We start from the raw sequence: 23,801 nt of genomic DNA, 5'->3' as shown, positions 1-23,801 counted from the left end.
TTTAATTAGCGTCTTTGGCTGGTTATCTGCCGGTTAAATAATTTCATTAAATAGGGACTAAATGCATATTTAAGAAATGGGTGTTAATTATTATTTCACCTTCACGTAACAAATCCATCGTCGTGATGTTTTATGGCGGTTTACGCAAAAAAATGCATGGCGTTGTTCAGGTTAAAAATCGAGGGTGAGAGGGGAAAATAGCCGGGCGGCAGCGATGATGCCACCCGGCTTAGGCGTTAGGCGTTTGCCCAGTGGCGACGCTTGGCCTGCTGCAGCTTCTCATAGGCCGCCAGCAGCGCCTGATGCGCCGGCAGCGCCTGCAGATCGCTGTCGATGGCGAACAGCCCGTTGAAGCGCTCTTCACCGCTCATGGCGGCGGAGGCGGCATCCACGGCGTCCTGGCCGTACATTTTGACGAACGCGCTGTGGTACTGAGCCGGGTCGCGCTCCGGCTCCTGCGCGAGCAGCAGCAGCGTTTGCAGGCAGCGATAATAGTTGCTGCGCTGCGGCGTAAATACCGAGGCGTTGAACTCCTGCGTCCATTCCGCCCAGATCAGCGCTTGCTCCATATCGCCGCCGGCCAGTGCCAGCATGGACTTCAGTTCGCCGACGCGCAGGCTGTACCAGGCGTTGTCTTTGCCGGAGGCAATGCCCAGCAGTTCACGTACGCGGGTGAAATCGTCCAGCCCTTCGTCATCCAACTGCTGCAGCAGCGCCAGATATTCTTCCGGCTGCCAGTCGCTGTCAGGCAGCGCCATCAGGGTGTCGCGCAGATGAGCGCCCATGCTGTTGTTGGCCAGCAGCAGATCTTCCGCCGGGTAGATATCAGACATGCCCGGCACGATGATACGGCAGGCGTAAACGCCAAGGTGCTCGTAATCGGCGATGTACACTTCGGCGTCTTCCTGCTGGAAGATGGCCATCAGCGTGGCGAACTCTTCCTGCGTGCTGCCGCTGAAGCTCCAGTCGGCGAACGGGTAGTCGGCGTCCTGTTTGAACATATCCCAGGAGATCAGGCCGCTGGAATCGATAAAGTGGGTTTCCAGGTTGGCATGTTCCGCCACTTCTTCATCATCAAAGGTTGGCGCGGTGAACACGTCCAGATCTTTCAGGCTGCGGCCCTGCAGCAGTTCGGTCACCGTACGCTCCAGCGCGACGCCGAAGTCCGGGTGGGCGCCGAAGGAGGCGAAACAGGTGCCGTTGGCCGGGTTGAACAGCACTACGCAGATTACCGGGTACTTGCCGCCCAGCGAAGCATCATAGGAAAGGATCGGGAAGCCTTCCTCTTCCAGCTTGGCGATGGCCTCAACCACGCCAGGGTAGCGGTTCAGCACCTCGGCCGGAATTTCCGGCAGGCTGATGGATTCGGCGATGATGCGGTTCTTCACATAGCGCTCAAACACTTCAGACAGTCCCTGTACGCGCGCTTCGTTTGCGGTGTTGCCGGCGGACATGCCGTTGGACACGTACAGGTTGCCGATAATGTTCATCGGAATATAAACCGTTTCCTGATCGGACTGACGGGTAAACGGCAGGGCGCAGATGCCGCGTTCACCGTTGCCGGACTGCAGATCGATCAGATCGCCGGCGCTCAGTTCCTGTTCCGGATCGTAGAAGGCGTGCAGGCGCGGATCGAGGATACCCGCCGGCAGCGAGTCGTCCGCCGGGATCGGGAACCATTTTTCGTTCGGATAGTGGACGAAATCGCCGTTGGCGATCTGTTTGCCCAGGTAGAAGTCGGCAAAGAAATAGTTGGTCGACAGACGTTCGAAGTATTCGCCCAGCGCCGACGCCAGCGCCGCTTTTTTGCTGGCGCCCTTGCCGTTGGTGAAGCACAGCGGGCAGTCGCGGTCGCGGATGTGCACTGACCAGACGTGCGGTACCGGGTTGAGCCAGGAGGCTTCTTCAATATTGAAACCCAGATCGCTCAGTTTCTGTTGGAAACGGCTGATGGAATCTTCCAGCGCGGCGTCTTTACCGGGGATAAAAGTTTGCGTCATTGTCTTCACTTAAATGTTTGGAGATAGCAGGTGATCTTAACCATTTCTCTGTTTTGCCGGTAATGAACAAGCAGAGAGGTGCCAGGTGTCAGTGTTTTCCGAGACTCGCATCCGTGCAGCAGCGTGCGAGGTGGAGGCAAGGCGGCGCACACGCCGGCGCCTTGGATCATAAGGCGTTATCTTCTCATACGTCGGGCAGCAAAGGGTAGGCTCAGTCGCGGCAATATTTCTATGTTATTGAATTTATAACCACTGGCCGGGCATTTTTTTCGTCAGCGCCGCAGGGGGAGTGTGGACTTGCCTGGCGGAGCGGTTTTTCCTGGCGTGTCATCGTGCGCGCAACGTGGTTGAGAGTGCTAAATGATAGGGGGATACGCTAACTGTCTGGTTTGTTATGTTTTATTTGTAATACAAATAAATGTACACAAAAATAACAACTATGTATAATTGTATTACAAATATCTCACGGTGTGCGCCGTGAATGTTAATTTTCTCATAACATTGTGAGCGAAATTGACGGTTACTCGATGTTGGTAAAAGGAAAGAAAAATGCACGCTCCACAGCAGAGCACCGGTAAGCGCTGGTTCTTTACCGCTTATCGCCTGCTTTTTGTCATACTCAGTTTTTGTATCGGTCTGTTTTTTGTTATCTGGGGAGGAAAACTGGTTTCGTTAGGCGGTAGTGCGTATTACCTGCTTGGCGGCCTGGCCTATCTGATTATCGCCGTTTGTTTTCTCGTCCGCAGTAAACATACCTTCTGGCTCTCCCTCATCACCTTCTTCCTGACGCTCTGTTGGGCGCTGTATGAAGTACAGTTCAGCTATTGGGGCCTGGTGCCGCGGCTGGTGGTACCGGCGCTGTTATTGATGCTGAGCCTATGGCTCATCCCGACGCTGCCGCAAACCGGCAACGGCCGACGCCGTCTGGCTAACTGGGGTGGCCTGGGCATTTTTGTGGTGCTGCTGGCGACGTTGGTGGCGGCGTTTTATCCGCATAATGTTATCCGCAACGACGTGACGCTGAGCAAGCCTGACGCGCAGGCCAAGCCGGCAACGGGTGAGGATGATTGGGAATTCTTCGGGCGTAGTGCGTCCGGCACGCGTTTTGCGCCGTATACGCAAATCACGCCGGAAAACGTTAAAGATCTCGACGTTGCCTGGGTTTACCACACCGGTCGTCGTACCACCGGCAGCGGCATCGGCGTGGATGAAAATACACCGCTGCAGGTGGGCAATGTGCTTTATTCCTGTACGCCGGAAAACCTGATCACCGCGCTGGACGCGGACAGCGGTAAAGCGCTGTGGAAATTCGACCCGCAGGCAAAAACGGCGGAGCATGTCACCTGCCGCGGCGTCGGCTATTACGACGCTAATAAAGACGACAGCCTGAGCGCGAGCGAAAAGAGCACGTCAGCGTTGCAGCAGTGTCCGCAGCGTATCCTGGTTTCCACCGTTGACGCACGTTTTATGGCGCTGAATGCCCGTACCGGCGAACTGTGCCCGGGATTTGGCGATAACGGCAGCGTCGACCTGAAGCAAGGCATGGGCGATACCGAAAACAGCAAACGCTATCACCCGACGGCGGCGCCGGTGGTGATGGGGCATATCGCCATTATCGGCGGCTGGGTGCGTGATATTGTGCACGGCGAGCCTTCCGGCGTGGTGCGCGCGTTTGACGTGCGTACCGGCGACGTGGCCTGGGCTTGGGACGTCGGCCAGCCGGAAAATGTCACCGATCCGGTAAAAGGGCGCGCCTATACGCTGGAAACGCCGAACGTTTGGACGATCCCAAGTTTCGATAAAGCGCTGAACCTGGTCTATCTGCCGACCGGCAACGGTCCGCCGGATTACTGGGGCGGCGATCGTAACGAAGCGAAAGAGAAATACGGTTCGGCCATCGTGGCGGTCGATGCCAGTACCGGTCAGACCAAATGGGTTTACCAGACCGTTCATCATGATGTCTGGGACTACGATTTACCGTCGCAGCCGGTGCTGTTTGATGTGAAGAATGAGCAGGGGGAAACTATTCCCGCGCTGATTCAGACCACCAAAACCGGCCAGATCTTTGTGCTGGATCGCCGTACCGGCAAACCGGTTACGCAGGTGGAAGAGCGGGCCGTGTCGCAGGAAGGTGTGGCGGAAGGAGAACGACTGTCTGCCACGCAGCCTTTCTCGGTCGGCATGCCGCAAATCGGCGTCGAGCCGCTGACGGAAAAATCGATGTGGGGCGTCTCGTCCTTTGACCAGTTGTTGTGCCGCGTCAGCTTTAAAGAGTCGGCTTATCATGGCATGTACACGCCGCCGTCGGAGAAGCCGTATATCGAGTGGCCAAGTCTGCTCGGCGGAATGAACTGGGGAGGTATCTCAATTGATGAGCGTAGCGGGCTGATGTTTGTCAACGATATGCGTATGCCATTGCGTATGTCGCTGGTCAGAAAAGAGGACGTTGCGAAATATAAAATCTCCACCGACGAAGTCCCCGGTTTTATGGGGACGGTGCGTCCGCAGATCGCCGGGCCTTACGGCGGCGTACGTATCGATATCCTGCAGTCGGCGCTGGGCGTGCCGTGTAATACGCCGCCGTTCGGCACCATGACCGCCATCGATTTGCACAGCAAAAAGCTGGTATGGCAGGTACCGATGGGCTCGGTACAGGATACCGGGCCGCTGGGCATGAAAACCCATATGCCGATCCCGCTGGGGATGCCAACCCTGGGCGGCCCGACTGCCACCGCCTCCGGACTGGTGTTCTTTGCCGGCACGCAGGATTACTATCTGCGCGCACTGGATTCGGCAACCGGTAAGGAACTGTGGAAAGCGCGTCTGCCGGTCGGCGCCGTCGCCGCGCCGCTGATTTACCAGTCACCGAAAACCGGTAAGCAGTATGTGGTGATTTCCGCCGGGGGCAGCAGCCATTCGCCGGACGTGGGCGATTACATCATTGCCTACGCCTTGCCGCAGCATTAATCGCCTGTCAGCAACCGCCGAACGCGTCTGCGTTTGGCGGTTTTTTTCGTTTATCTAGCCGCCAAGCCGCATCTCCTTCCTGTCTTTCCCCACGCCGTACGCCCGCCTATCCATCATGTCATTCTGGTCAACTAAACTTGCCGCTGGATCAGGAACATGTCTTATAAAGCGCCGTATCTATCACGGTTTTTATTATGATAAAGGCGATAATTCAGCGGGTTAATTAATTCGGGGGATGTAATGAAAATGTTCAAACGTAGTCTCTTGGCGCTTTTGCTGGCTGGAATCAGCGGTTCGGCGTTGGCGCTGCCGACGGTCACTATTCTGGCGACCGGCGGCACCATTGCCGGCGGCGGTGAATCGGCAACCAAATCCAATTATCAGGCGGGCCAACTGGGCGTAGAGGCGCTGGTCAATGCCGTGCCGCAGCTGAAAGAAGTGGCAAACGTTCAGGGGGAACAGATCGTTAATATCGGTTCGCAGGATATGAACGATGAGGTTTGGCTGAAGCTGGCGAAGAAAATCAATGCCGACTGCGCTAAAACCGATGGTTTTGTGATTACCCACGGCACCGACACGCTGGAAGAAACCGCCTATTTTCTCGATCTGACGGTGAAGTGCGACAAACCGGTGGTGATGGTCGGTGCCATGCGTCCGGCGACGGCGATGAGCGCCGACGGGCCGTTCAACCTTTACAATGCGGTGGTGACCGCGGCGGACAAGCAGTCGGCCGGACGCGGGGTGCTGGTGGCGATGAATGACAGCGTGCTGGATGCGCGCGACGTCACCAAAACCAGCACCACGGCGGTACAGACCTTCCAGTCGCCAAACTACGGCCCGTTGGGGTTCATTCATAACGGTAAGATAGACTACCAACGTACGCCGCAGCGTAAACATACCCGCGCTACGCCGTTTGATGTCAGTAAACTGGATAGCCTGCCGAAAGTGGGTATTGTCTACAGCTATGCCAACGCGTCGGATGCGCCGGCCAAGGCGCTGATTGATGACGGCTATCAGGGCATCGTCAGCGCCGGTGTCGGCAACGGTAACCTTTATAAAACGCTGTTTGATACGCTGGCGACCGCGGCGCATCAGGGCGTGGCCGTCGTTCGCTCCTCCCGCGTGCCGACCGGCGCCACCACGGAGGATGCGGAAATTGACGACGCCAAATACGGGTTTGTCGCTGCCGGCACCCTGAACCCGCAGAAAGCGCGTATTTTGTTGCAACTGGCGCTGACGCAAACCCGGGATGCGGCGCAGATTCAGCAGATGTTTAACCAATATTGACAGTCATGATGTAAAAGGGCCGCGCCGGCCCTTTTTTCGCCGCTCCGGCGAGCGTGGAGGACGGATAATAAATGAGCCAGCCTTACGCGAAAATGCAGCACAAAAATCTGTGATAAACCGCTGAATTAGCCGCCATCATTGATTTTTGGTATAAAAAAAGTGGTTCACAGGGTGACATCGCTGAGAAGGGCGCTGGGCGTTTTCTTTTCGTGGATGAATAAGCGTTGCAGCCGGGGGGCGCGAGTGATAAAACCGATGTGCTGGATGTCACACTTATCCGGCGTCGGGCGTATTCAGTCAGCCAGGCAAATTTGGCGAAATAAGTGAATGTGGTGAGGGGAAATGACTCAGGTTTATAATTTTAGTTCTGGCCCGGCAATGCTGCCGGTGGAAGTTTTGCGTCGCGCGGAACAGGAACTCTGTAACTGGCACGGCCTCGGAACATCGGTGATGGAAATCAGTCACCGCAGTAAGGAGTTTATTGCGGTTGCCGAGCAATCCGAACAGGATCTGCGCGATCTGCTGAAAATCCCCTCGAACTACAAGGTACTGTTTTGCCACGGCGGCGCCCGTGCACAGTTTGCCGCGCTGCCGCTGAACCTGCTGGGCGACAACGCCAGCGCCGACTATATCGACGGCGGCTACTGGGCGCAGAGCGCTATCAAAGAAGCTCGGAAATATTGCACGCCGAATGCTATTGATGTGAAGACCGAGGTCGACGGCCTGTCTGCTATTTTGCCGATGAACGAATGGCAACTGAGCGACGATGCGGCCTATGTGCATTACTGCCCGAATGAAACCATCGACGGTATCGCCATCGATGAAACGCCGGACTTCGGTGACAAAGTGGTTATCGGCGACTATTCCTCCACCATTCTTTCCCGCCCGCTGGACGTCAGCCGCTTCGGCGTTATCTATGCCGGCGCGCAAAAAAACATCGGCCCGGCGGGTTTGACGCTGGTTATCGTGCGTGAAGACCTGCTGGGCAAAGCGCGGTGTGAAGTGCCGTCCATTCTGGACTACACCGTGCTGGCCGAGAACGGCTCGATGTTCAATACTCCGCCGACGTTTGCCTGGTATCTGTCCGGTCTGGTGTTTAAATGGCTGAAAGAGCAGGGCGGCCTGATCGAAATGCAAAAACGCAACCAGGCCAAGGCCGAGCTGCTGTACGCCGCGATTGATAATTCCGACTTCTATCGCAGCCGGGTGGCGCCGTCCAACCGTTCCTGGATGAACGTGCCGTTCCAACTGGCCGACGGCGCGCTGGACAGCGTGTTCCTCAGCGAAGCCGAGGCCCTTGGCCTGCAGGCGCTGAAGGGGCACCGCGTGGTAGGCGGCATGCGCGCCTCTATCTACAATGCGATGCCGCTGGCCGGCGTACAGACATTGACCGATTTTATGGCAGACTTCGAGCGTCGCCACGGTTAATTGCCGTTTCCCGTCGATGACGGGAACATTGGCTGTTGTTGCATGCAAGCGGCTCCGGCATTATTACCGGAGCCGTTTCGTTTATCAGATTTGGAGAGTATTTTTTCACATGGTGGATTCCCTGACGTTACAACCGGTTGCCCTGGTCAATGGCACCGTCAACTTACCCGGCTCCAAGAGCGTATCCAATCGGGCTCTGCTGCTGGCGGCAGTGGCGCAGGGTACGACCCGTTTGACCAACCTGCTCGATAGCGACGATGTGCGGCATATGCTGAACGCGCTGCAGGCGCTGGGGGTCAGCTATCAGCTCTCTGCCGATCGCACTGAATGCACGGTTACCGGCGTTGCCGGGCCGCTGCAGGCTGCACAGCCGCTGGAGCTGTTCCTCGGTAATGCCGGCACCGCCATGCGTCCGCTGGCCGCCGCGCTGTGTTTGGCCGCCGGGGACGTGGTGCTGACGGGCGAACCGCGGATGAAAGAGCGGCCGATCGGCCATCTGGTGGATGCCCTGCGCCAGGGCGGCGCGCAGATTGATTATCTGGAGCAGACCGATTATCCGCCGGTGCGCCTGCGCGGCGGCTTCCGTGGCGGCGATGTCACCGTTGACGGTAGCGTATCCAGTCAGTTTCTGACCGCGTTGCTGATGACCGCGCCGCTGGCGCAGCAGGATACCCATATCCATATTAAAGGCGATCTGGTCTCCAAGCCGTATATCGATATTACGCTGCACCTGATGAAAACCTTCGGGGTCGACGTCAGCCATGACAACTACCGCGTGTTCCGTATCGCCGGGGGCCAGACCTACCGCTCGCCGGGGGACTACCTGGTGGAAGGCGATGCTTCTTCGGCTTCCTATTTCCTGGCGGCGGCGGCGATCAAGGGCGGTACGGTGCGCGTGACCGGGATTGGCCGCAACAGCGTGCAGGGCGATACCAAATTTGCCGACGTGCTGGAAAAAATGGGCGCGCATATCACCTGGGCGGACGATTACATTGAGTGTCGTCGCGGCGAGCTGAAAGGCATCGATATGGACATGAACCATATCCCGGATGCGGCGATGACCATTGCGACCGCCGCGCTGTTTGCCGACGGCCCGACCACTCTCCGCAATATCTATAACTGGCGGGTGAAGGAAACCGATCGCCTGGCGGCGATGGCCACCGAACTGCGCAAAGTCGGCGCGACGGTTGATGAAGGCGAAGACTATATCCACGTCGTGCCGCCGGCCAAACTGCAGTTCGCCGAGATCGGCACGTATAACGATCACCGCATGGCGATGTGCTTTTCCCTGGTGGCGCTGTCGGATACCCCGGTGACCATTCTCGATCCGAAATGTACCGCGAAAACCTTCCCCGACTATTTCGAGCGGCTGGCCAGCATCAGCCAGCCGGCATAATCCTTATCAAGGCCCCGTTCGGGGCCTTTCTTGTATTTTACGGCGGCGAAGCCCGGCGTTTCTTCTATACTTTTTGCCCATTGGTGGCCTTATTTTCGGCAACCGGGCGTATGCAGGGTAACAGTTCAGGCCGTTGCAGCGTATAATACGCCACCGAACCCGCCCCGACTGGGCTGGGTAGCAGGTTGGTCCGGCGCCGGTCAGTGTTACAGCAGTGGCGGCGGCTCGGACTCTGCGAGGTTTTTTACCCGAAGGAGAACGCAACATGACGGCTACAGCCCCGGTGATTACCGTTGATGGACCAAGCGGCGCAGGCAAGGGCACGCTGTGCCAGGCATTGGCCGAATCGCTTGGCTGGCGCCTGCTGGATTCCGGCGCGATTTATCGCGTGCTGGCCCTGGCTGCGCTGCATCATCAGGTTGATATCACGTCAGAGGAGGCGCTGGTTCCGCTGGCCGCACATCTTGACGTCCGGTTTGTCGCGGAGAACGGCAAGCTGCAGGTGATTTTGGAAGGTGAGGACGTCAGTAATGAAATCCGCACCGAAACCGTTGGCAATACGGCCTCTCAGGCGGCGGCATTCCCGCGGGTGCGCGAGGCGCTGCTGCGTCGGCAGCGCGCGTTTCGCGAAGCGCCGGGCCTGATCGCCGACGGTCGCGACATGGGTACGGTGGTTTTCCCCGATGCGCCGGTTAAAATTTTCCTCGACGCCAGTTCTGAAGAGCGCGCGCATCGCCGTATGCTTCAGTTGCAGGCGAAGGGCTTTAATGTTAACTTTGAACGTCTTTTAGCCGAGATAAAGGAACGGGATGACCGTGACCGTAATCGGCCGATAGCGCCGCTGGTGCCGGCTTCCGACGCTCTGGTGCTGGACTCGACCAGCATGTCGATTGACGACGTTATCCGGCAGGCGCTGACATATGCGCAGGAAACACTGGCGTTGCCGCAGCAATAAGCGCGGCGACGTAGCGTTATTTGCAAATTTGTCATCTGATTGACATAGCAGTATCATGATATATCGGGTAAAATTTTACCCCTGTAACCTTATAACCCTGTCGGCATGGAGCCAATGGCGGGGTATGTTAAACAACCCCATTCGGCGGGACGCTAAATGGACGTTAAATCAAAGAACCCTGAAGATTATCAACATGACTGAATCTTTCGCTCAACTTTTTGAAGAATCCCTGAAATCAATCGAAACCCGCCCAGGTTCCATCGTGCGCGGCGTTGTTGTTGCTATCGACAAAGACGTAGTACTGGTTGACGCCGGTCTGAAATCTGAGTCCGCCATCCCGGCAGAGCAATTCAAAAACGCCCAGGGCGAACTGGAAATCCAGGTTGGTGACGAAGTTGACGTTGCTCTGGATGCAGTAGAAGACGGCTTCGGTGAAACCCTGCTGTCCCGTGAGAAAGCTAAACGTCACGAAGCTTGGATCACGCTGGAAAAAGCTTACGAAGACGCTGAAACTGTGACCGGTGTTATCAACGGCAAAGTTAAAGGTGGTTTCACTGTTGAGCTGAACGGCATCCGCGCGTTCCTGCCAGGCTCCCTGGTTGACGTGCGTCCAGTACGCGATACGCTGCACCTGGAAGGCAAAGAGCTTGAATTCAAAGTGATCAAGCTGGATCAGAAGCGCAACAACGTTGTTGTTTCTCGCCGTGCGGTCATCGAATCCGAGAACAGCGCAGAGCGCGATCAGCTGCTGGAAAACCTGCAGGAAGGCATGGAAGTTAAAGGTATCGTTAAGAACCTCACTGACTACGGTGCATTCGTTGATCTGGGCGGCGTTGACGGCCTGCTGCACATCACTGACATGGCTTGGAAACGCGTTAAGCACCCAAGCGAAATCGTCAACGTGGGTGATGAAATCACCGTTAAGGTACTGAAGTTCGACCGCGAGCGTACTCGTGTTTCCCTGGGCCTGAAACAGCTGGGCGAAGATCCATGGGTTGCTATCGCGAAACGTTACCCAGAAGGCACCAAGCTGACTGGTCGTGTCACCAACCTGACTGATTACGGCTGCTTCGTAGAAATCGAAGAAGGCGTTGAAGGTCTGGTACACGTTTCTGAAATGGATTGGACCAACAAAAACATCCATCCGTCCAAAGTTGTTAATGTGGGCGACGTTGTGGAAGTTATGGTTCTGGACATCGATGAAGAACGTCGTCGTATCTCCCTGGGCCTGAAGCAGTGCAAATCCAACCCATGGCAGCAGTTCGCGGAAACCCACAACAAGGGCGACCGTGTTGAAGGTAAAATCAAGTCTATCACTGACTTCGGTATCTTCATCGGCCTGGACGGCGGCATCGACGGCCTGGTTCACCTGTCTGACATCTCCTGGAACGTTGCAGGCGAAGAAGCAGTACGTGAATACAAGAAAGGCGACGAAATCGCAGCGGTTGTTCTGCAGGTTGACGCAGAGCGCGAGCGTATCTCCCTGGGCGTTAAGCAGCTGGCTGAAGACCCGTTCAATAACTACCTGTCTATGAACAAGAAAGGTGCTATTGTTACTGGTAAAGTCACCGCAGTTGACGCTAAAGGTGCTACAGTTGAATTAGCAGGCGGCGTAGAAGGTTACCTGCGTGCATCTGAAGCCTCTCGCGACCGCGTTGAAGATGCAACTCTGGTTCTGAACGTAGGCGACGACGTTGAAGCTAAATTCACCGGCGTTGACCGTAAGAACCGCGTTGTAAGCCTGTCCGTACGTGCTAAGGACGAAGCTGACGAGAAAGATGCTATCGCGACTGTTAACAACAAACAGGAAGAAGGCAACTTCTCTAACGCAATGGCTGAAGCTTTCAAAGCGGCTAAAGGCGAGTAATGACGGGGGGGCGGTGTTTCCCGCCCCCGATACGGTAGTTTAGCTGCAAAGCTTGGAGGAACTATGACCAAGTCTGAACTTATTGAAAGACTTGCTGGCCAGCAATCTCATATCCCGGCGAAGGCCGTTGAGGATGCAGTGAAAGAGATGCTAGAACATATGGCTGCGACATTGGCTGATGGCGAGCGCATCGAGATCCGCGGATTCGGCAGTTTTTCTCTTCACTACCGTGCCCCGCGCGTTGGTCGTAACCCAAAAACCGGCGATAAGGTTGAGTTGGACGGCAAGTACGTTCCTCACTTTAAACCGGGTAAAGAGTTGCGCGATCGCGCCAATATCTATGGCTAATTGCCCATAGCGTTATTGCTTGTAAAGAGTATAAAACGGTGCCTGTTGGCGCCGTTTTTTTTTACCTCTAACGCAGTCTGATGACAGACGATATACCGCCAGCTTCTCCTGTGGTTACCTCCTGATTTTGCGCATTGTCGCGCATCCTTAACGTAAGGCTTGCTCAATAGAAATTAAGCCTGCGCTGTGTATTCCGTTACTCGTTTTTTGGCCGATAACCGGCGGAGTATCAACGTACTCTCCCTGCAATCATGATGTGTTTACCGGGAGAGCATTATCAAAATTTCCGTAGATATTGCCGCCATTGCTCTGGTGCTGGGGATGGCGCCGCTGCTGTTCTTGCCGCAGTTGCCGGCACCGTTGTTGATTGCGGGCCTGGCGTTGGTGATGGTGTACTGCTGGCGACAAACGCCATCGGCGTATTGTCAGTATGCCGCCTGGCTGCTGTGCGGGTTTATGTTGGCCTGCGGCAGTGCGCAGCAGCTTACGCGCCAGATCTCTGTGTTAAGCGGTAAGCCGCTTAATCTGACGGTCAGCGTTGTCAGCGTCGCGCTGGCTGACCACGAACCGGGAAAGGTGCTGTTTCGCATTGAGCAGGTCAATGGCCGTTGGCTGTTCCCGGCGTTGTCATTTAGCGCTTACTGGAAATATGCGCCGTGGTGTGCCGGGCAACGCTGGCAGCTTAAAGCGCGTTTACGTCCGGTACACAGCCGCTTGAATCAAGGTGGCTTTGACAGCCAACGCTGGGCGATGGCGCGTCGTCAGCCATTGAGTGGTTATGTACAGTCCGCCGCATTGCTTGATGCGCAGTGCAGCTGGCGCCAGCGTATTGTCAGCGCGGCACAGCAGCGTACGGAAGGATTATCTCATCAAAGTACTTTACTGGCGCTGGCGTTTGGCGAACGCGCTCTGCTGAGCCAGACGGAACGGAACCTGTTTCTTAAAACGGGCATCGCGCATTTAATGGCGATTTCTGGCCTGCATATTTCACTGGCGGCCGTGCTGGCGTGGTGCCTGCTGCGGCTGATGCAGCTCGCGTTGCCGGTCGGCTGGATTGGCTATCGCTTGCCTTTGGTTGGCGGCGTGCTGGCGGCGCTGGGATACGTATGGCTGGCTGGCGCTCAGCCGCCGGCGGTGCGTGCGCTGCTTGCGCTGACGCTCTGGACGCTGGTGCGTTTGCGGGGCATCTGCTGTACCCCATGGCAGATTTGGCTGTGGTGCGTTTGTCTGATTCTGTTGAGCGATCCGTTAGCAATATTGTCCGACAGCTTTTGGCTGTCGGCACTGGCGGTAGCGGCCTTGATCTTCTGGTTTGAATGGGCGGCGCTGCCATCACCTTTCAATGCTGGTTGGTATTGGGCACCGCTGCGTTGGCTGCATATCCAACTCGGTATGACATTGTTACTGATGCCGATGCAGTTCGGGTTGTTCCACGGCGTGACCTGGACGTCATTGCCGGCTAACCTCTGGGCGGTGCCGATTGTATCGTTGCTCAGTGTCCCCATGATTCTGTTTGCTATTATCGCCGGGGCCGGGAGCGCCGCGGCGGGTTGGTTCTGGCGCTGGGCCGATCTGTCGCTGACATGGGCCATCTGGCCGTTGCCATGGCTGGAGCAGGGATGGCTGCGCGTAGGCAGTGCGCTGCTGCCGTTCAGTGCGCTGGGGTGGTTAAGCGTGCTCGGCTGGCGTTTACGCTGTTGGGTAAGTTCCCCCGGCGGCTGTATCGCCGTATTGCTCTGTTGCCTGACGTGGCGTGAGCGTCAGGCAGATTATCGCTGGCGCGTCGACATGCTGGATGTGGGGCATGGCCTGGCGGTGGTGATCGAACGTGACGGCAAAGCGGTGATGTATGATACCGGCGATCGCTGGGCAAGCGGCAGTATGGCCGAGCGGGAGATTCTGCCCTATTTGCATTGGCGCGGTATTGAACTGGAGGCAATTATTATCAGCCACAGTCATCAGGACCATATGGGCGGACTGAGTGCGCTGCAACGGGCCTTTCCGAAAGCGGCGGTGTATTCTCCTTTGCATGCCGCTGGTCATTATGCCTGTGTGCAGGGGCAACAGTGGCGATGGCGTGGGCTTAATTTTCGCGTGTTGTGGCCTCCGCAGCGCCTGAAGCATGTGGGCAATGATGATTCCTGTACGATTCGCGTCGATGATGGAAGATTCAGCCTGCTGTTAACCGGCGATCTGGAAGCCCGAGGGGAGTCGGCATTGCTGAAACAGCGCGCCGAGTTACCGTCCACCTTGCTGCAGGTGCCGCACCATGGCAGTAAGACCTCATCTACGCCGCCATTTCTGCGGGCGGTGGCGCCGGCCGCGGCGTTAGCCTCCGCTTCCCGCTACAATCAGTGGCGCCTGCCTGCGGAAAAAATCATCGGGCGTTACCGTTCCTATCGCATTGCATGGCATGACACTTCACGCTCCGGGCAGTTGAGCGTGCTGTTTTTCGACAATGATTGGCAAATTAAAGGCTTTCGTGAGCAATTAATGCCCCGTTGGTACCATCAGCGGTTTGGAGAAAGGGGGGATAATGAGTAAAATGGGCCGCTATTTCTTCCGATGCTGGTATTTGCATGATGAATGATAAAGATCTCTCGACCTGGCAGACATTCCGTCGCCTGTGGCCGATGATCACCCCTTTCAAAGCAGGATTGATTGTCGCTGCTATTGCGCTGGTTTTGAACGCTGCGGGCGACACCCTGATGTTATCCTTGCTCAAACCTCTGCTGGATGACGGCTTTGGTAAAGCAGACAGCAGCGTTTTGGTGTGGATGCCGCTGGCCGTGATCGGGCTGATGTTGATGCGCGGCGTAACCAGCTTCATTTCAAGTTATTGTATTTCCTGGGTATCTGGGATGGTCGTGATGCATATGCGCCGGCGGCTGTTTGGCCATATGATGCGTATGCCGGTATCCTTCTTTGATCAGCAGTCTACCGGTACATTGCTGTCGCGTATTACCTACGATTCCGAACAGGTAGCCTCGTCATCTTCCAGTGCGCTGGTGACCGTGGTGCGTGAAGGCGCTTCAATCATCGGCCTGTTTATCATGATGTTCTACTACAGCTGGCAGCTGTCGCTTATCTTGATCGTACTGGCGCCGATTGTTTCTATCGCTATCCGCATGGTCTCCAAGCGTTTCCGTAATATCAGTAAAAACATGCAAAATACGATGGGGCAGGTGACCACCAGCGCCGAGCAGATGCTGAAAGGACATAAGGAAGTTCTGATTTTCGGCGGCCAGCAGGTGGAGACCGAACGTTTTAATACGGTCAGTAATCGCATGCGTCAGCAGGGAATGAAACTGGTTTCCGCCTCATCGATTTCCGATCCAATCATTCAGCTGATTGCCTCGCTGGCGCTGGCTTTCGTCTTGTTCGCCGCCAGCTTCCCCAGCGTGATGGAGACCCTGACCGCGGGTACCATTACCGTGGTGTTCTCCTCCATGATTGCACTGATGCGTCCGCTGAAATCGCTGACTAACGTCAATGCTCAGTTCCAGCGCGGCATGGCGGCTTGCCAGACGCTGTTCTCCATTCTGGATATGGAACAGGAAAAAGATACCGGCACGCGCGAAATCAAGCGCGCCAAAGGGGATGTCGAGCTGCGTAATGTCACCTTCTACTACCCGGGGAAAGATACGCCGGCGCTGCGTGATATCAGCCTGACGATTGAGGAAGGCAAAACGGTCGCCTTGGTCGGACGCTCCGGTTCGGGTAAATCGACGATTGCCAATCTGCTGACCCGCTTCTACGACATTCAGCAAGGCGAGATCCTGATGGATGGGCACGATTTGCGTGAATACACGCTGGCGTCGCTGCGCGATCAGGTAGCTCTGGTGTCGCAGAACGTCCATCTGTTTAACGATACTATCGCCAATAATATCGCCTATGCGCGTGAAGACCGTTATAGCCGTGAAGATATTGAGAAAGCGGCGCGAATGGCTTACGCCATGGACTTTATCGAGAAAATGGATCAGGGTCTGGATACGGTGATCGGTGAAAACGGCGTGATGCTTTCCGGCGGCCAGCGCCAGCGTATCGCCATCGCCCGTGCTCTGCTGCGCGATTGCCCGATACTGATCCTGGATGAAGCTACCTCGGCGCTGGATACGGAATCCGAACGTGCGATTCAGGCGGCGCTGGACGAACTTCAGAAGAACCGCACCTCGCTGGTTATCGCCCACCGCCTGTCCACTATTGAAAAAGCGGATGAGATTTTGGTGGTTGAGGACGGCCGTATCGTCGAGCGTGGCGAGCACGCTGATTTGCTCGCGAAGCAGGGTGCTTACGCGCAGCTGCATCGCATGCAGTTTGGTGAATAATGATCGAACGTATCTGGTCCGGCAGTTCGCTGCTCTACCTGCTGTTACTACCGCTCTCCTGGCTGTATGGCCTGGTGAGCGGGCTTATTCGGCTGAGCTACAGGCTCGGCTGGCGTAAAAGCTGGCGCGCGCCGGTGCCGGTGGTGGTGGTGGGTAACCTGACCGCCGGCGGCAATGGCAAAACGCCAACGGTTATCTGGCTGGTCGAACAGCTGCAGCAGCGTGGTTACCGGGTTGGCGTGGTTTCCCGCGGCTATGGCGGCAAATCGGCGGTTTATCCGCTGGTGCTGAATGCACAGACGACGACCCGGCAGGCCGGGGATGAGCCGGTGTTGATCTATCAGCGCACCGCGGCTCCGGTGGCGGTATCGCCCAAGCGTACGGAAGCGGTACAGGCGCTGTTGGCGCAGCACGATCTTGATCTGGTGATTACTGATGACGGCCTGCAGCATTATGCGTTGCAGCGCGACGTTGAGCTGGTGGTGATTGACGGCGTGAGGCGTTTTGGCAACGGCTGGTGGCTGCCGGCCGGGCCGATGCGCGAGCGCGCCAGCCGTTTGCAGAGCGTTGATGCCTGCATTACCAACGGCGGGGTGGCGCAGCCGGGTGAGATCGCCATGAAGCTACAGGCGCGTGACGCGGTAAATATTGCTACTGGCGAACGGTTGCCGGCGGCGCAGCTGCCGCAGGCGGTTGCGATGGCGGGCATTGGCCACCCGCCGCGTTTTTTTGCCACGCTGGAAAAGCTGGGCGTTAACGTCGCGCGGGAAGTGGCGTTTGCCGATCATCAGGACTATAGCCCAGAGCAGCTGCAGGCGCTGGCCTCACCGGGTCAGACGCTGTTGATGACGGAAAAAGACGCGGTTAAATGCCGCGCCTTTGCTCAGGATAACTGGTGGTATTTGCCGGTTGACGCCGTTTTTCCCGAAGAACAGGCCGCATCACTGCTGCAACGTATCGAATCCCATCTGAAGAAGTAAATCAGGCCTCCAGCGCGCCAAGCCCCAGCGCTTGCGCGCAGGCCTGTAGTGAACGCTGCTGCGTTTGCCGGTACAGCGTCAGTTCATCCACCACTTTCATGCCGAGCGCCTGCTCAAAAGCGCTGCGGCTGGAGGTGGCATTATAATGTGCCTGCGCGTTGTCTCCCAAATTTGACTGGAAAATGCCGGCGGCGCTGACCGGCAGAAAATCTTCATACACCAGCGGCTGGAAGCGGATGTAATCCTCAGCGATTAACTGCTCCAGCGTCCAGCTGTCATCCAGACGTTCCTTCGCCGCCAGCCCGAGTTCGGTAGGGAAGTAGCGGAACCAGGCCAGGCGTTGCTCGCGCAGCGTCGGATAGTCATCCGGGAATGCGCGGAAGTTGTCCTGCAACAGTTGGTAATAATGCGCCGCATTGCCTTCGCTTGGCGTGGTCTGCAGCGCATCGTTGGTTGCCTGCAGCAGGCGATCATACAGAGCGCGGCCTTCGGGCGTCAGTGCGACGCCGCGTTGCTCTATCTCGCCAAAGCGCGCCGTGTGTTGTCCCATTACGGCGGCACCGTCGCTTTCAACAAAAGCTACCTGTTCCACCAGTGCTTTAAAGCTGGTTTGCCGCAGCAGAATCGGGCAGCGGCGACGGGGCGGGCCTTCGATAACGGCTTTAGGCGTGATCCCCCGTTGCGGCATGGCGCTCTGCGCCGCATCAATATCCAGTGTGCGCGGCGTCAGATGGTTAATGTGCGGCCCTTTAAAGGCCACCACATCGGCAATCAGCCGGTGTTGATCGTGTAGCTGTTGGTATTCGGCGGCGCTGACGGTAGCCTGGCTGTGCCAGCGGAAGGTTTCCAGCGCCTGTTCAACAAATTCGGCTGCCTGCTCAGCGGTCAATCCGCTCTGGTTTTCATGTTGCTCGATTAGCGCCAGCGCTCGGTCGGTGAAAATATAGCGGCGTTCCAGCAGGCGTTGCGCCAGCGCACGCAGTTCAGGCTGATCAATCAGCTCCAGACGTAATAATGAGGTGAATACGCGGAAAGGGCTGGCCTGAAGATCCTGTTCGTGAACGGCGCGAAAGGCGGTGGAGTGTACCGGTACGCCCGCGGGCGCCAGATCGTAATAACCAACGGGCGACATGCCCATCACGTTAAACAGCCGGCGCAATGTCGTCAGTTCTTCAGCCGTGCCGACGCGGATGGCGCCATGACGCTCCATGGCCAGGCGCTCTATTTCACCGGTGATTTGTAACTGATGTGCCAATTCGCTATCGCTGCTCAGTACCTGGCGGTTGGTCTCAGCTACCAGACTTAATAGCTCGCCATAGAGCGGCACCTCTTTTTGATACATTTCCGACATCGCCAGAGAGAACCGGCTGCGGATTTCATTGGGTGAAACGAACTGCTGGGCAGTCATGCGCATCGCTCCTTTGTTCAGTTTTATCTGAAAAATGACGGTTCCGGTGAAAGTGCTGCCGATCATGCCGTTCACCTTGTTATCACTCCAAGTTTAGTCATCGGGTTATGGATTTGTTATATGTTGCGTAACCATATTAGATTTTTATGCGTTAGCTCTCATTTGCGGCATCGGGAGCGCCATTCAAGCATCAAAAAAACGGCGAGGCGGGTTTTCTTTACCGTACTTTGCAAAAAATAATTCGATACTAATCATGGGTATAAAATTAAATGACGCGCAGGGATAAAAATAGTGTGAAAACCCCCTTGTGTAATCTGGGGTTTTATGAGTAAATGAATTCGGCCTGTGATTCAGACCTATTTATGTACGAGACAAGATTTAGAAGTTTAGGTAATCAGTTTACTAAGCAGTTCCTCCATAAACGTTATCATTCGATTCCGCTTCAAAGACGAACCTTCTAAGTACCTCCCATAAGTAATGTTTCTGCAATGGCCAAAATTGCCTTATGGCAGGTTTTGTAAATATTTAAAAGGTAAATGTAATGTCTAAGAAGACCGGTCAGGTTAAGTGGTTCAATGAGAGTAAAGGTTTTGGTTTCATTGAGCAGCAAGACGGCGGCAAAGATGTATTCGTACACTTCTCCGCAATCATGACCGATGGTTTCAAGACCCTGGCTGAAGGCCAGCGCGTTGAGTATACCATTGAAGACAGCCCGCGCGGGCCGGCTGCCGCCAACGTTGTTGCTCTGTAAGTTTTACAGGAAATAGCGTATAGAGATCTTGATACAACCTTGATGAGGCGCTTGCCGAGTCATGCGGAAGATATTAAGTTCAATAAGCCCGCCGTTGTGCGGGTTTTTTATTTGTTGCTCATGAGAGGTTTGTTACGAAAAACTTTAGGATGGGCGGTTAGCATCCAGACAATAATAACAAATAGCGTTGTTACGGATGCCCGAAAGAAAGGAAATAATTATGTTTAAAAATACAATGTTAAAAATGGGCCGTGTAAAATGGTATGACCAAGCCGCAGGCTACGGTGTGATTTTACCGGTTGACGGCAGCGATGAAATTTATGTGAACCGTCGCGCTATCGCCAATACGAAAAACAAGTCATTAAATGAAGGTCAGAACGTTGAGTTCTCGATCTGTCGCAGCTCACACGGGCTGTCCGCCGCAGACGTTATCGCGTTCTAAGGCATCCTCCTTCCTCGCCAGTGCCGGTGTCGCCACCCCCTCGCACTGGCGAAGAAAACATCAAACTCTTCTTCATTCCATCATAGCTCTTTAACCATTGCCATGATCATTGGCAAGCAGCCGCCTAGCCCTGATATTTTCGCATCTCCCTGATGCACACGCTGAAGAAAAATGAGCAAACTTCCACTATTCTCAAGCGATTGATTAATCACCTGGATATCCATATGTCCGTTCCGGTTATTTCACTGGCCGCAGCCCGTGCGCTGCATCTGGCCGCTCAGGGGTTGTTGACGCCGGCGAAACGCAAAGCCGGGCCAGAAGATGTGGTCGCCGCCATTCAACGCATGGGGCTACTGCAAATTGATACCATCAGCGTTGTTGCCCGCAGCCCTTATCTGGTGTTATTCAGCCGGCTGGGGGATTATGCGCCACAGTGGCTGGAGCAGGCGCTGGCCGGCCGACAGCTCTTTGAGTACTGGGCGCATGAAGCCTGTTTTCTGCCGATTGAAGACTTCGCCCTATTGCGTCATCGCATGCTGAACCCGCAGGGGATGGGATGGAAGTATTCGCAGGAGTGGGTGGAAAAGCATCAGGGTGCGATTAACGATATATTGAGCCATATCGCTGCAAACGGGCCGCAGCGCTCGGCGGATTTTAACGCGCAGAAGAAGGGCGGTAACGGTTGGTGGGAGTGGAAACCGGAGAAGCGTCACCTTGAAACGTTGTTTACCGCCGGCAAGCTGATGGTGGCCGAGCGACGTAATTTTCACCGGGTTTATGATTTGACCGAACGCCTGTTGCCGGACTGGGATGATGCCAGACAGGCATTGTCCGAAGAAGAGGCGCGCCGGGTTATGTTGGCACGTACCTGTCGCTATCTGGGGATTTTTAAAGCGGAGTGGCTGGCTGACTATTATCGCCTGAAGCGCGTTGCGCCTAAAAAACTACTCCAGCAGCTGCAGCTGCAGGGCGAGATCCTGCCGATAAAGGTTGCACAGCTGTCGGGCGATTTTTATCTGCACCATTCACTGGCTGAGGCGCTGCCGCTGGCCGAGCAGAACAAGCTGCGCTCACGGGTCACCACGCTGCTTTCGCCGTTTGATCCCGTGGTGTGGGATCGCCGCCGGGCGCTGGAATTGTTTAATTTCGACTATCGACTGGAATGCTATACGCCGAAAGGAAAGCGGCAGTATGGCTACTTTACGTTACCGGTGCTCAATCGCGGCGAACTGATTGGGCGCATCGATGCGAAAATGCATCGGCGAACCGGGGAATTTGAGGTGATCAGTTTCCATCTGGAGCCCGGTGTTCGTATGGGCAAGCAGCGCTGTCAGGATCTGTTTCAGGCTATTAGCCGTATGGCGAAGTGGCACGGCGCTGGGCGAGTCAGACTGAGGGCGGTACCGGGAGCATTGCGTGAGCAGTATGGCGAAATTTGGCAAGTGGGATAACGAACGGCGTTGTTTCTGGGGGGGGTAAAACGAGTGACATCGCCGTTCGTTACAGGCTTGGCCCCTTAGGCGCTGAAATTAGCGAACAGGGCGATAATTTTATTGATACGTTTCATCATTGGCAGGTGCTTGCATAATTGTGTGACTTACGTCACAAATATTACGCCTGCTTGGCGGGCAACACAACCCCCACGCCATTTTGGCGAAAAGCACAGCAGTAAAACCAGCAATGATTAACCTGCGCTGGCGCGTTATGTTATTCTCATGCACATTCCCCACAGTCATATCTCTCCCCATGGAGGAAGCATGGATCACCGTTTGCTTGAAATCGTTGCTTGCCCGGTCTGCAACGGAAAACTGTACTTTAATAAAGAAAATCAGGAATTGGTCTGCAAGCTAGACGGCCTGGCGTACCCGTTACGTGATGGTATTCCGGTGCTGCTGGAAAACGAAGCGCGCACGCTGTCGCCGGATGAGAAGCAAGCATGAGTTTCATCGCAATAATTCCGGCTCGTTATGCATCGACTCGCCTGCCGGGTAAACCGCTGGCGGATATCCACGGGAAGCCGATGGTGGTGCATGTGATGGAGCGCGCGCGTGAATCCGGTGCCGAGCGGGTGATTGTCGCCACCGATCATCCCGACGTTGCCCGTGCGGTCGAGGCCGCCGGCGGTGAGGTGTGCATGACCCGCGAAGATCATGAGTCCGGCACCGAGCGTCTGGCGGAAGTGATCGAGCATTACGGTTTTGCCGATGACCAGATCATCGTCAATGTGCAGGGGGATGAGCCGCTGGTGCCGCCGGTGATTATTCGTCAGGTGGCGGAAAATCTGGCGGCGAGCAGCGCCGGTATGGCCACGCTGGCCGCGCCGATTGAAACGGCGGAAGAGGCGTTTAATCCGAATGCGGTGAAAGTGGTGATGGATGCCGAGGGCTACGCGCTCTATTTCTCCCGCGCCACCATCCCTTGGGATCGTGAGCGTTTTGCGCAGTCTAAAAGCGCGATTGGCGATAACCTGCTGCGTCATCTCGGTATTTATGCCTACCGCGCCGGTTTTGTCCGCCGCTATGTCAGCTGGGCGCCAAGCCCGCTGGAAAAAATCGAGCTGCTGGAGCAGCTGCGGGTGCTGTGGTACGGCGAAAAGATTCACGTCGCGGTGGCAAAGGCCATCCCGAGCGTCGGCGTAGATACCGCAGAAGACTTGCAGCGCGTGCGCGACAGCCTTAACACGTAGATTTCCCTGAGCTTACCGGCCGTTCGGTGCCGGTAAGCTTGCTCACCGTTTTAGTTTCCACCCGCGTTTGCGTAAAGCGAAGTCATTTGCTCTTATTCTTCAATCTTCTCGCCATTTCCCTTTAAACGCTGCCACAAACTGCCCAGGGTTTCGTACCAGGCGCGTTCGCTATGGCTGAGGAACATAGCGGAAGGCAGTACCCGATCCCAGATATTCAGCGGTGAAGTGATGGCCAGCTGGTTGGCCGGCGCCGGGATGGGCCGCAGCCCCTGCGCCTCGAAAAAGCGCATGGCGCGCGGCAGATGGTTGGCGGAGGTCACCAGCAGAAACGGCTGCCGGCCAATCAGTTTGGCGACCTGCGCCGCCTCTTGCTCGGTATCCACCGGGCGATCCAGCACCACGATATCGCGGCGCGGCACGCCCAGGCTTTCCGCCACCCGCGCTGCGGTTTCCGCATTGCTCAAGGTATTGGCGCCGCGCGCGCCGGTAAACACCATTTTCGCGCCGGGATGTGCAAGATACTGCCGTACGCCTTCGGTAACCCGCGGCAGGCTGTTGCCGATCAGGTTTGAGCTGGGCGCCCAGTCCGGATTGAAAGTGTAACCCCCGCCTAAAACCACGATATAATTGACCGGGTCATGACCGCGATAGGTGGCGTAGGTGGATTCAATCGGCCGCAGCAGCCGATCGGCGACCGGCTGCAGGCTGAAAAGCAGTAAAAACAGCCAGCTCAGGCTGAGAATTACTTTCCCGCTTTTCTGCCAGCGGGTGAACCACAGCAGCAACAGCGCCAGCGCCATCAGTAACAGCAGGGCGGGCAGCGGCATCATGATGCCGCCAATAAACTTTTTCAGGTTGAACAGCATTAAAAATCCGGTCCTTTTGGGCGAAAAAACGACATCCGGGCACATTCCGGCCGTAAGAAGATTTATTCTATGCCAGTCTGTGCCAAAATAGC

Annotated in this window: 19 protein-coding genes; 15 read left to right on the top strand and 4 right to left on the bottom strand. The window is 56.0% G+C overall.

The features are described from left to right. Nucleotides 1-236 precede the first annotated feature (236 nt). Complete coding sequence (ycaO, locus tag HF675_RS15495; RefSeq protein ID WP_187043357.1) at nt 237-2,000, bottom strand: 30S ribosomal protein S12 methylthiotransferase accessory factor YcaO; 1,764 nt, start codon at nt 1,998-2,000, stop codon at nt 237-239. Nucleotides 2,001-2,549: 549 nt separating this feature from the next. Between ycaO and HF675_RS15490 the strand changes: the two genes are divergently transcribed. From HF675_RS15490 to lpxK, 10 genes are all read left to right on the top strand, one after another. After that, the gene (locus HF675_RS15490; RefSeq protein ID WP_187043356.1) at nt 2,550-4,967 is read left to right on the top strand and encodes a membrane-bound PQQ-dependent dehydrogenase, glucose/quinate/shikimate family; all 2,418 of its coding nucleotides are present in this window, start codon (nt 2,550-2,552) and stop codon (nt 4,965-4,967) included. Nucleotides 4,968-5,207: 240 nt separating this feature from the next. Then, the gene (gene ansB / locus HF675_RS15485) at nt 5,208-6,254 is read left to right on the top strand and encodes an L-asparaginase 2 (RefSeq protein WP_105230519.1); all 1,047 of its coding nucleotides are present in this window, start codon (nt 5,208-5,210) and stop codon (nt 6,252-6,254) included. Between the two features lie 342 nt (nt 6,255-6,596). After that, nucleotides 6,597-7,682: a 3-phosphoserine/phosphohydroxythreonine transaminase gene (gene serC, locus HF675_RS15480; RefSeq protein ID WP_187043355.1), complete on the top strand. Its 1,086-nt coding sequence runs from the start codon at nt 6,597-6,599 to the stop codon at nt 7,680-7,682. A gap of 109 nt (nt 7,683-7,791) precedes the next feature. Beyond that, complete coding sequence (aroA, locus tag HF675_RS15475; RefSeq protein ID WP_187043354.1) at nt 7,792-9,078, top strand: 3-phosphoshikimate 1-carboxyvinyltransferase; 1,287 nt, start codon at nt 7,792-7,794, stop codon at nt 9,076-9,078. Between the two features lie 265 nt (nt 9,079-9,343). Beyond that, entirely contained in the window at nt 9,344-10,033 is a 690-nt protein-coding gene (cmk, locus tag HF675_RS15470; RefSeq protein WP_105230522.1) for a (d)CMP kinase, read from the top strand. 193 nt (nt 10,034-10,226) lie between these two features. Beyond that, the gene (gene rpsA, locus HF675_RS15465; RefSeq protein ID WP_041411759.1) at nt 10,227-11,900 is read left to right on the top strand and encodes a 30S ribosomal protein S1; all 1,674 of its coding nucleotides are present in this window, start codon (nt 10,227-10,229) and stop codon (nt 11,898-11,900) included. A 63-nt stretch (nt 11,901-11,963) separates the two neighbouring features. Further along, a complete protein-coding gene (gene ihfB / locus HF675_RS15460; RefSeq protein WP_015671760.1) occupies nt 11,964-12,248 on the top strand; it encodes an integration host factor subunit beta in 285 nt (94 codons plus the stop codon). Nucleotides 12,249-12,521: 273 nt separating this feature from the next. Continuing rightward, nucleotides 12,522-14,792, top strand: coding sequence for a ComEC family protein (locus tag HF675_RS15455; protein WP_255427361.1), 2,271 nt, complete (start codon nt 12,522-12,524; stop codon nt 14,790-14,792). Nucleotides 14,793-14,827: 35 nt separating this feature from the next. Beyond that, nucleotides 14,828-16,576 (top strand): lipid A ABC transporter ATP-binding protein/permease MsbA, encoded by a 1,749-nt coding sequence (gene msbA, locus HF675_RS15450; protein ID WP_187043352.1) that lies wholly within the window; start codon nt 14,828-14,830, stop codon nt 16,574-16,576. After that, on the top strand, nt 16,576-17,556 hold the full coding sequence (gene lpxK / locus HF675_RS15445) for a tetraacyldisaccharide 4'-kinase (protein WP_105230525.1): 981 nt from the start codon (nt 16,576-16,578) through the stop codon (nt 17,554-17,556). Before msbA ends, lpxK begins: the two co-directional genes overlap by 1 nt. A 1-nt stretch (nt 17,557) precedes the next feature. Here the strand turns inward: lpxK and HF675_RS15440 are convergent, their stop codons facing one another. After that, nucleotides 17,558-18,964: a VOC family protein gene (locus HF675_RS15440; protein ID WP_187043351.1), complete on the bottom strand. Its 1,407-nt coding sequence runs from the start codon at nt 18,962-18,964 to the stop codon at nt 17,558-17,560. 541 nt (nt 18,965-19,505) lie between these two features. Here HF675_RS15440 and HF675_RS15435 point away from each other — a divergent pair. Further along, entirely contained in the window at nt 19,506-19,715 is a 210-nt protein-coding gene (locus tag HF675_RS15435) for a cold shock domain-containing protein (protein ID WP_015671765.1), read from the top strand. A 220-nt stretch (nt 19,716-19,935) separates the two neighbouring features. Continuing rightward, nucleotides 19,936-20,157 carry a cold-shock protein gene (locus HF675_RS15430; protein WP_105230526.1) on the top strand — a complete coding sequence of 74 codons (222 nt, stop codon included), beginning with the start codon at nt 19,936-19,938 and terminating at the stop codon, nt 20,155-20,157. A gap of 80 nt (nt 20,158-20,237) precedes the next feature. Here HF675_RS15430 and HF675_RS15425 read toward each other — a convergent pair whose 3' ends face one another. Next, nucleotides 20,238-20,381: a hypothetical protein gene (locus HF675_RS15425; protein WP_158684790.1), complete on the bottom strand. Its 144-nt coding sequence runs from the start codon at nt 20,379-20,381 to the stop codon at nt 20,238-20,240. On the opposite strand from HF675_RS15425, the gene HF675_RS15420 reads away from it, so the two are divergent. The 3 genes from HF675_RS15420 to kdsB all read left to right on the top strand — a co-directional run bounded on the left by HF675_RS15420 (nt 20,382) and on the right by kdsB (nt 22,843). Further along, nucleotides 20,382-21,608 carry a winged helix-turn-helix domain-containing protein gene (locus HF675_RS15420; RefSeq protein ID WP_105230527.1) on the top strand — a complete coding sequence of 409 codons (1,227 nt, stop codon included), beginning with the start codon at nt 20,382-20,384 and terminating at the stop codon, nt 21,606-21,608. It begins immediately after the preceding gene. A 306-nt stretch (nt 21,609-21,914) separates the two neighbouring features. After that, nucleotides 21,915-22,097, top strand: coding sequence for a Trm112 family protein (locus HF675_RS15415; protein WP_105230528.1), 183 nt, complete (start codon nt 21,915-21,917; stop codon nt 22,095-22,097). Further along, the gene (gene kdsB / locus HF675_RS15410) at nt 22,094-22,843 is read left to right on the top strand and encodes a 3-deoxy-manno-octulosonate cytidylyltransferase (RefSeq protein WP_105230529.1); all 750 of its coding nucleotides are present in this window, start codon (nt 22,094-22,096) and stop codon (nt 22,841-22,843) included. Before HF675_RS15415 ends, kdsB begins: the two co-directional genes overlap by 4 nt. Nucleotides 22,844-22,935: 92 nt before the next feature. Here kdsB and elyC read toward each other — a convergent pair whose 3' ends face one another. After that, nucleotides 22,936-23,709, bottom strand: coding sequence for an envelope biogenesis factor ElyC (gene elyC, locus HF675_RS15405; RefSeq protein WP_105230530.1), 774 nt, complete (start codon nt 23,707-23,709; stop codon nt 22,936-22,938). Nucleotides 23,710-23,801 lie beyond the last annotated feature (92 nt).

The organism is Serratia sp. JUb9 (assembly GCF_014298095.1).
Taxonomy (GTDB): domain Bacteria; phylum Pseudomonadota; class Gammaproteobacteria; order Enterobacterales; family Enterobacteriaceae; genus Serratia_B; species Serratia_B rhizosphaerae.
This window is presented reverse-complemented; position numbering and strand designations above follow the sequence as displayed.

Excerpts from the sequence above, each read along its gene's own strand:
- ycaO (WP_187043357.1), bottom strand. The coding sequence starts at position 2,000 with ATGACGCAAACTTTTATCCCCGGTAAAGACGCCGCGCTGGAAGATTCC.
- HF675_RS15490 (WP_187043356.1), top strand. The coding sequence starts at position 2,550 with ATGCACGCTCCACAGCAGAGCACCGGTAAGCGCTGGTTCTTTACCGCT.
- ansB (WP_105230519.1), top strand. The coding sequence starts at position 5,208 with ATGAAAATGTTCAAACGTAGTCTCTTGGCGCTTTTGCTGGCTGGAATC.
- serC (WP_187043355.1), top strand. The coding sequence starts at position 6,597 with ATGACTCAGGTTTATAATTTTAGTTCTGGCCCGGCAATGCTGCCGGTG.
- aroA (WP_187043354.1), top strand. The coding sequence starts at position 7,792 with ATGGTGGATTCCCTGACGTTACAACCGGTTGCCCTGGTCAATGGCACC.
- cmk (WP_105230522.1), top strand. The coding sequence starts at position 9,344 with ATGACGGCTACAGCCCCGGTGATTACCGTTGATGGACCAAGCGGCGCA.
- rpsA (WP_041411759.1), top strand. The coding sequence starts at position 10,227 with ATGACTGAATCTTTCGCTCAACTTTTTGAAGAATCCCTGAAATCAATC.
- ihfB (WP_015671760.1), top strand. The coding sequence starts at position 11,964 with ATGACCAAGTCTGAACTTATTGAAAGACTTGCTGGCCAGCAATCTCAT.
- msbA (WP_187043352.1), top strand. The coding sequence starts at position 14,828 with ATGATGAATGATAAAGATCTCTCGACCTGGCAGACATTCCGTCGCCTG.
- lpxK (WP_105230525.1), top strand. The coding sequence starts at position 16,576 with ATGATCGAACGTATCTGGTCCGGCAGTTCGCTGCTCTACCTGCTGTTA.
- HF675_RS15440 (WP_187043351.1), bottom strand. The coding sequence starts at position 18,964 with ATGACTGCCCAGCAGTTCGTTTCACCCAATGAAATCCGCAGCCGGTTC.
- HF675_RS15435 (WP_015671765.1), top strand. The coding sequence starts at position 19,506 with ATGTCTAAGAAGACCGGTCAGGTTAAGTGGTTCAATGAGAGTAAAGGT.
- HF675_RS15430 (WP_105230526.1), top strand. The coding sequence starts at position 19,936 with ATGTTTAAAAATACAATGTTAAAAATGGGCCGTGTAAAATGGTATGAC.
- HF675_RS15425 (WP_158684790.1), bottom strand. The coding sequence starts at position 20,381 with ATGGATATCCAGGTGATTAATCAATCGCTTGAGAATAGTGGAAGTTTG.
- HF675_RS15420 (WP_105230527.1), top strand. The coding sequence starts at position 20,382 with ATGTCCGTTCCGGTTATTTCACTGGCCGCAGCCCGTGCGCTGCATCTG.
- HF675_RS15415 (WP_105230528.1), top strand. The coding sequence starts at position 21,915 with ATGGATCACCGTTTGCTTGAAATCGTTGCTTGCCCGGTCTGCAACGGA.
- kdsB (WP_105230529.1), top strand. The coding sequence starts at position 22,094 with ATGAGTTTCATCGCAATAATTCCGGCTCGTTATGCATCGACTCGCCTG.
- elyC (WP_105230530.1), bottom strand. The coding sequence starts at position 23,709 with ATGCTGTTCAACCTGAAAAAGTTTATTGGCGGCATCATGATGCCGCTG.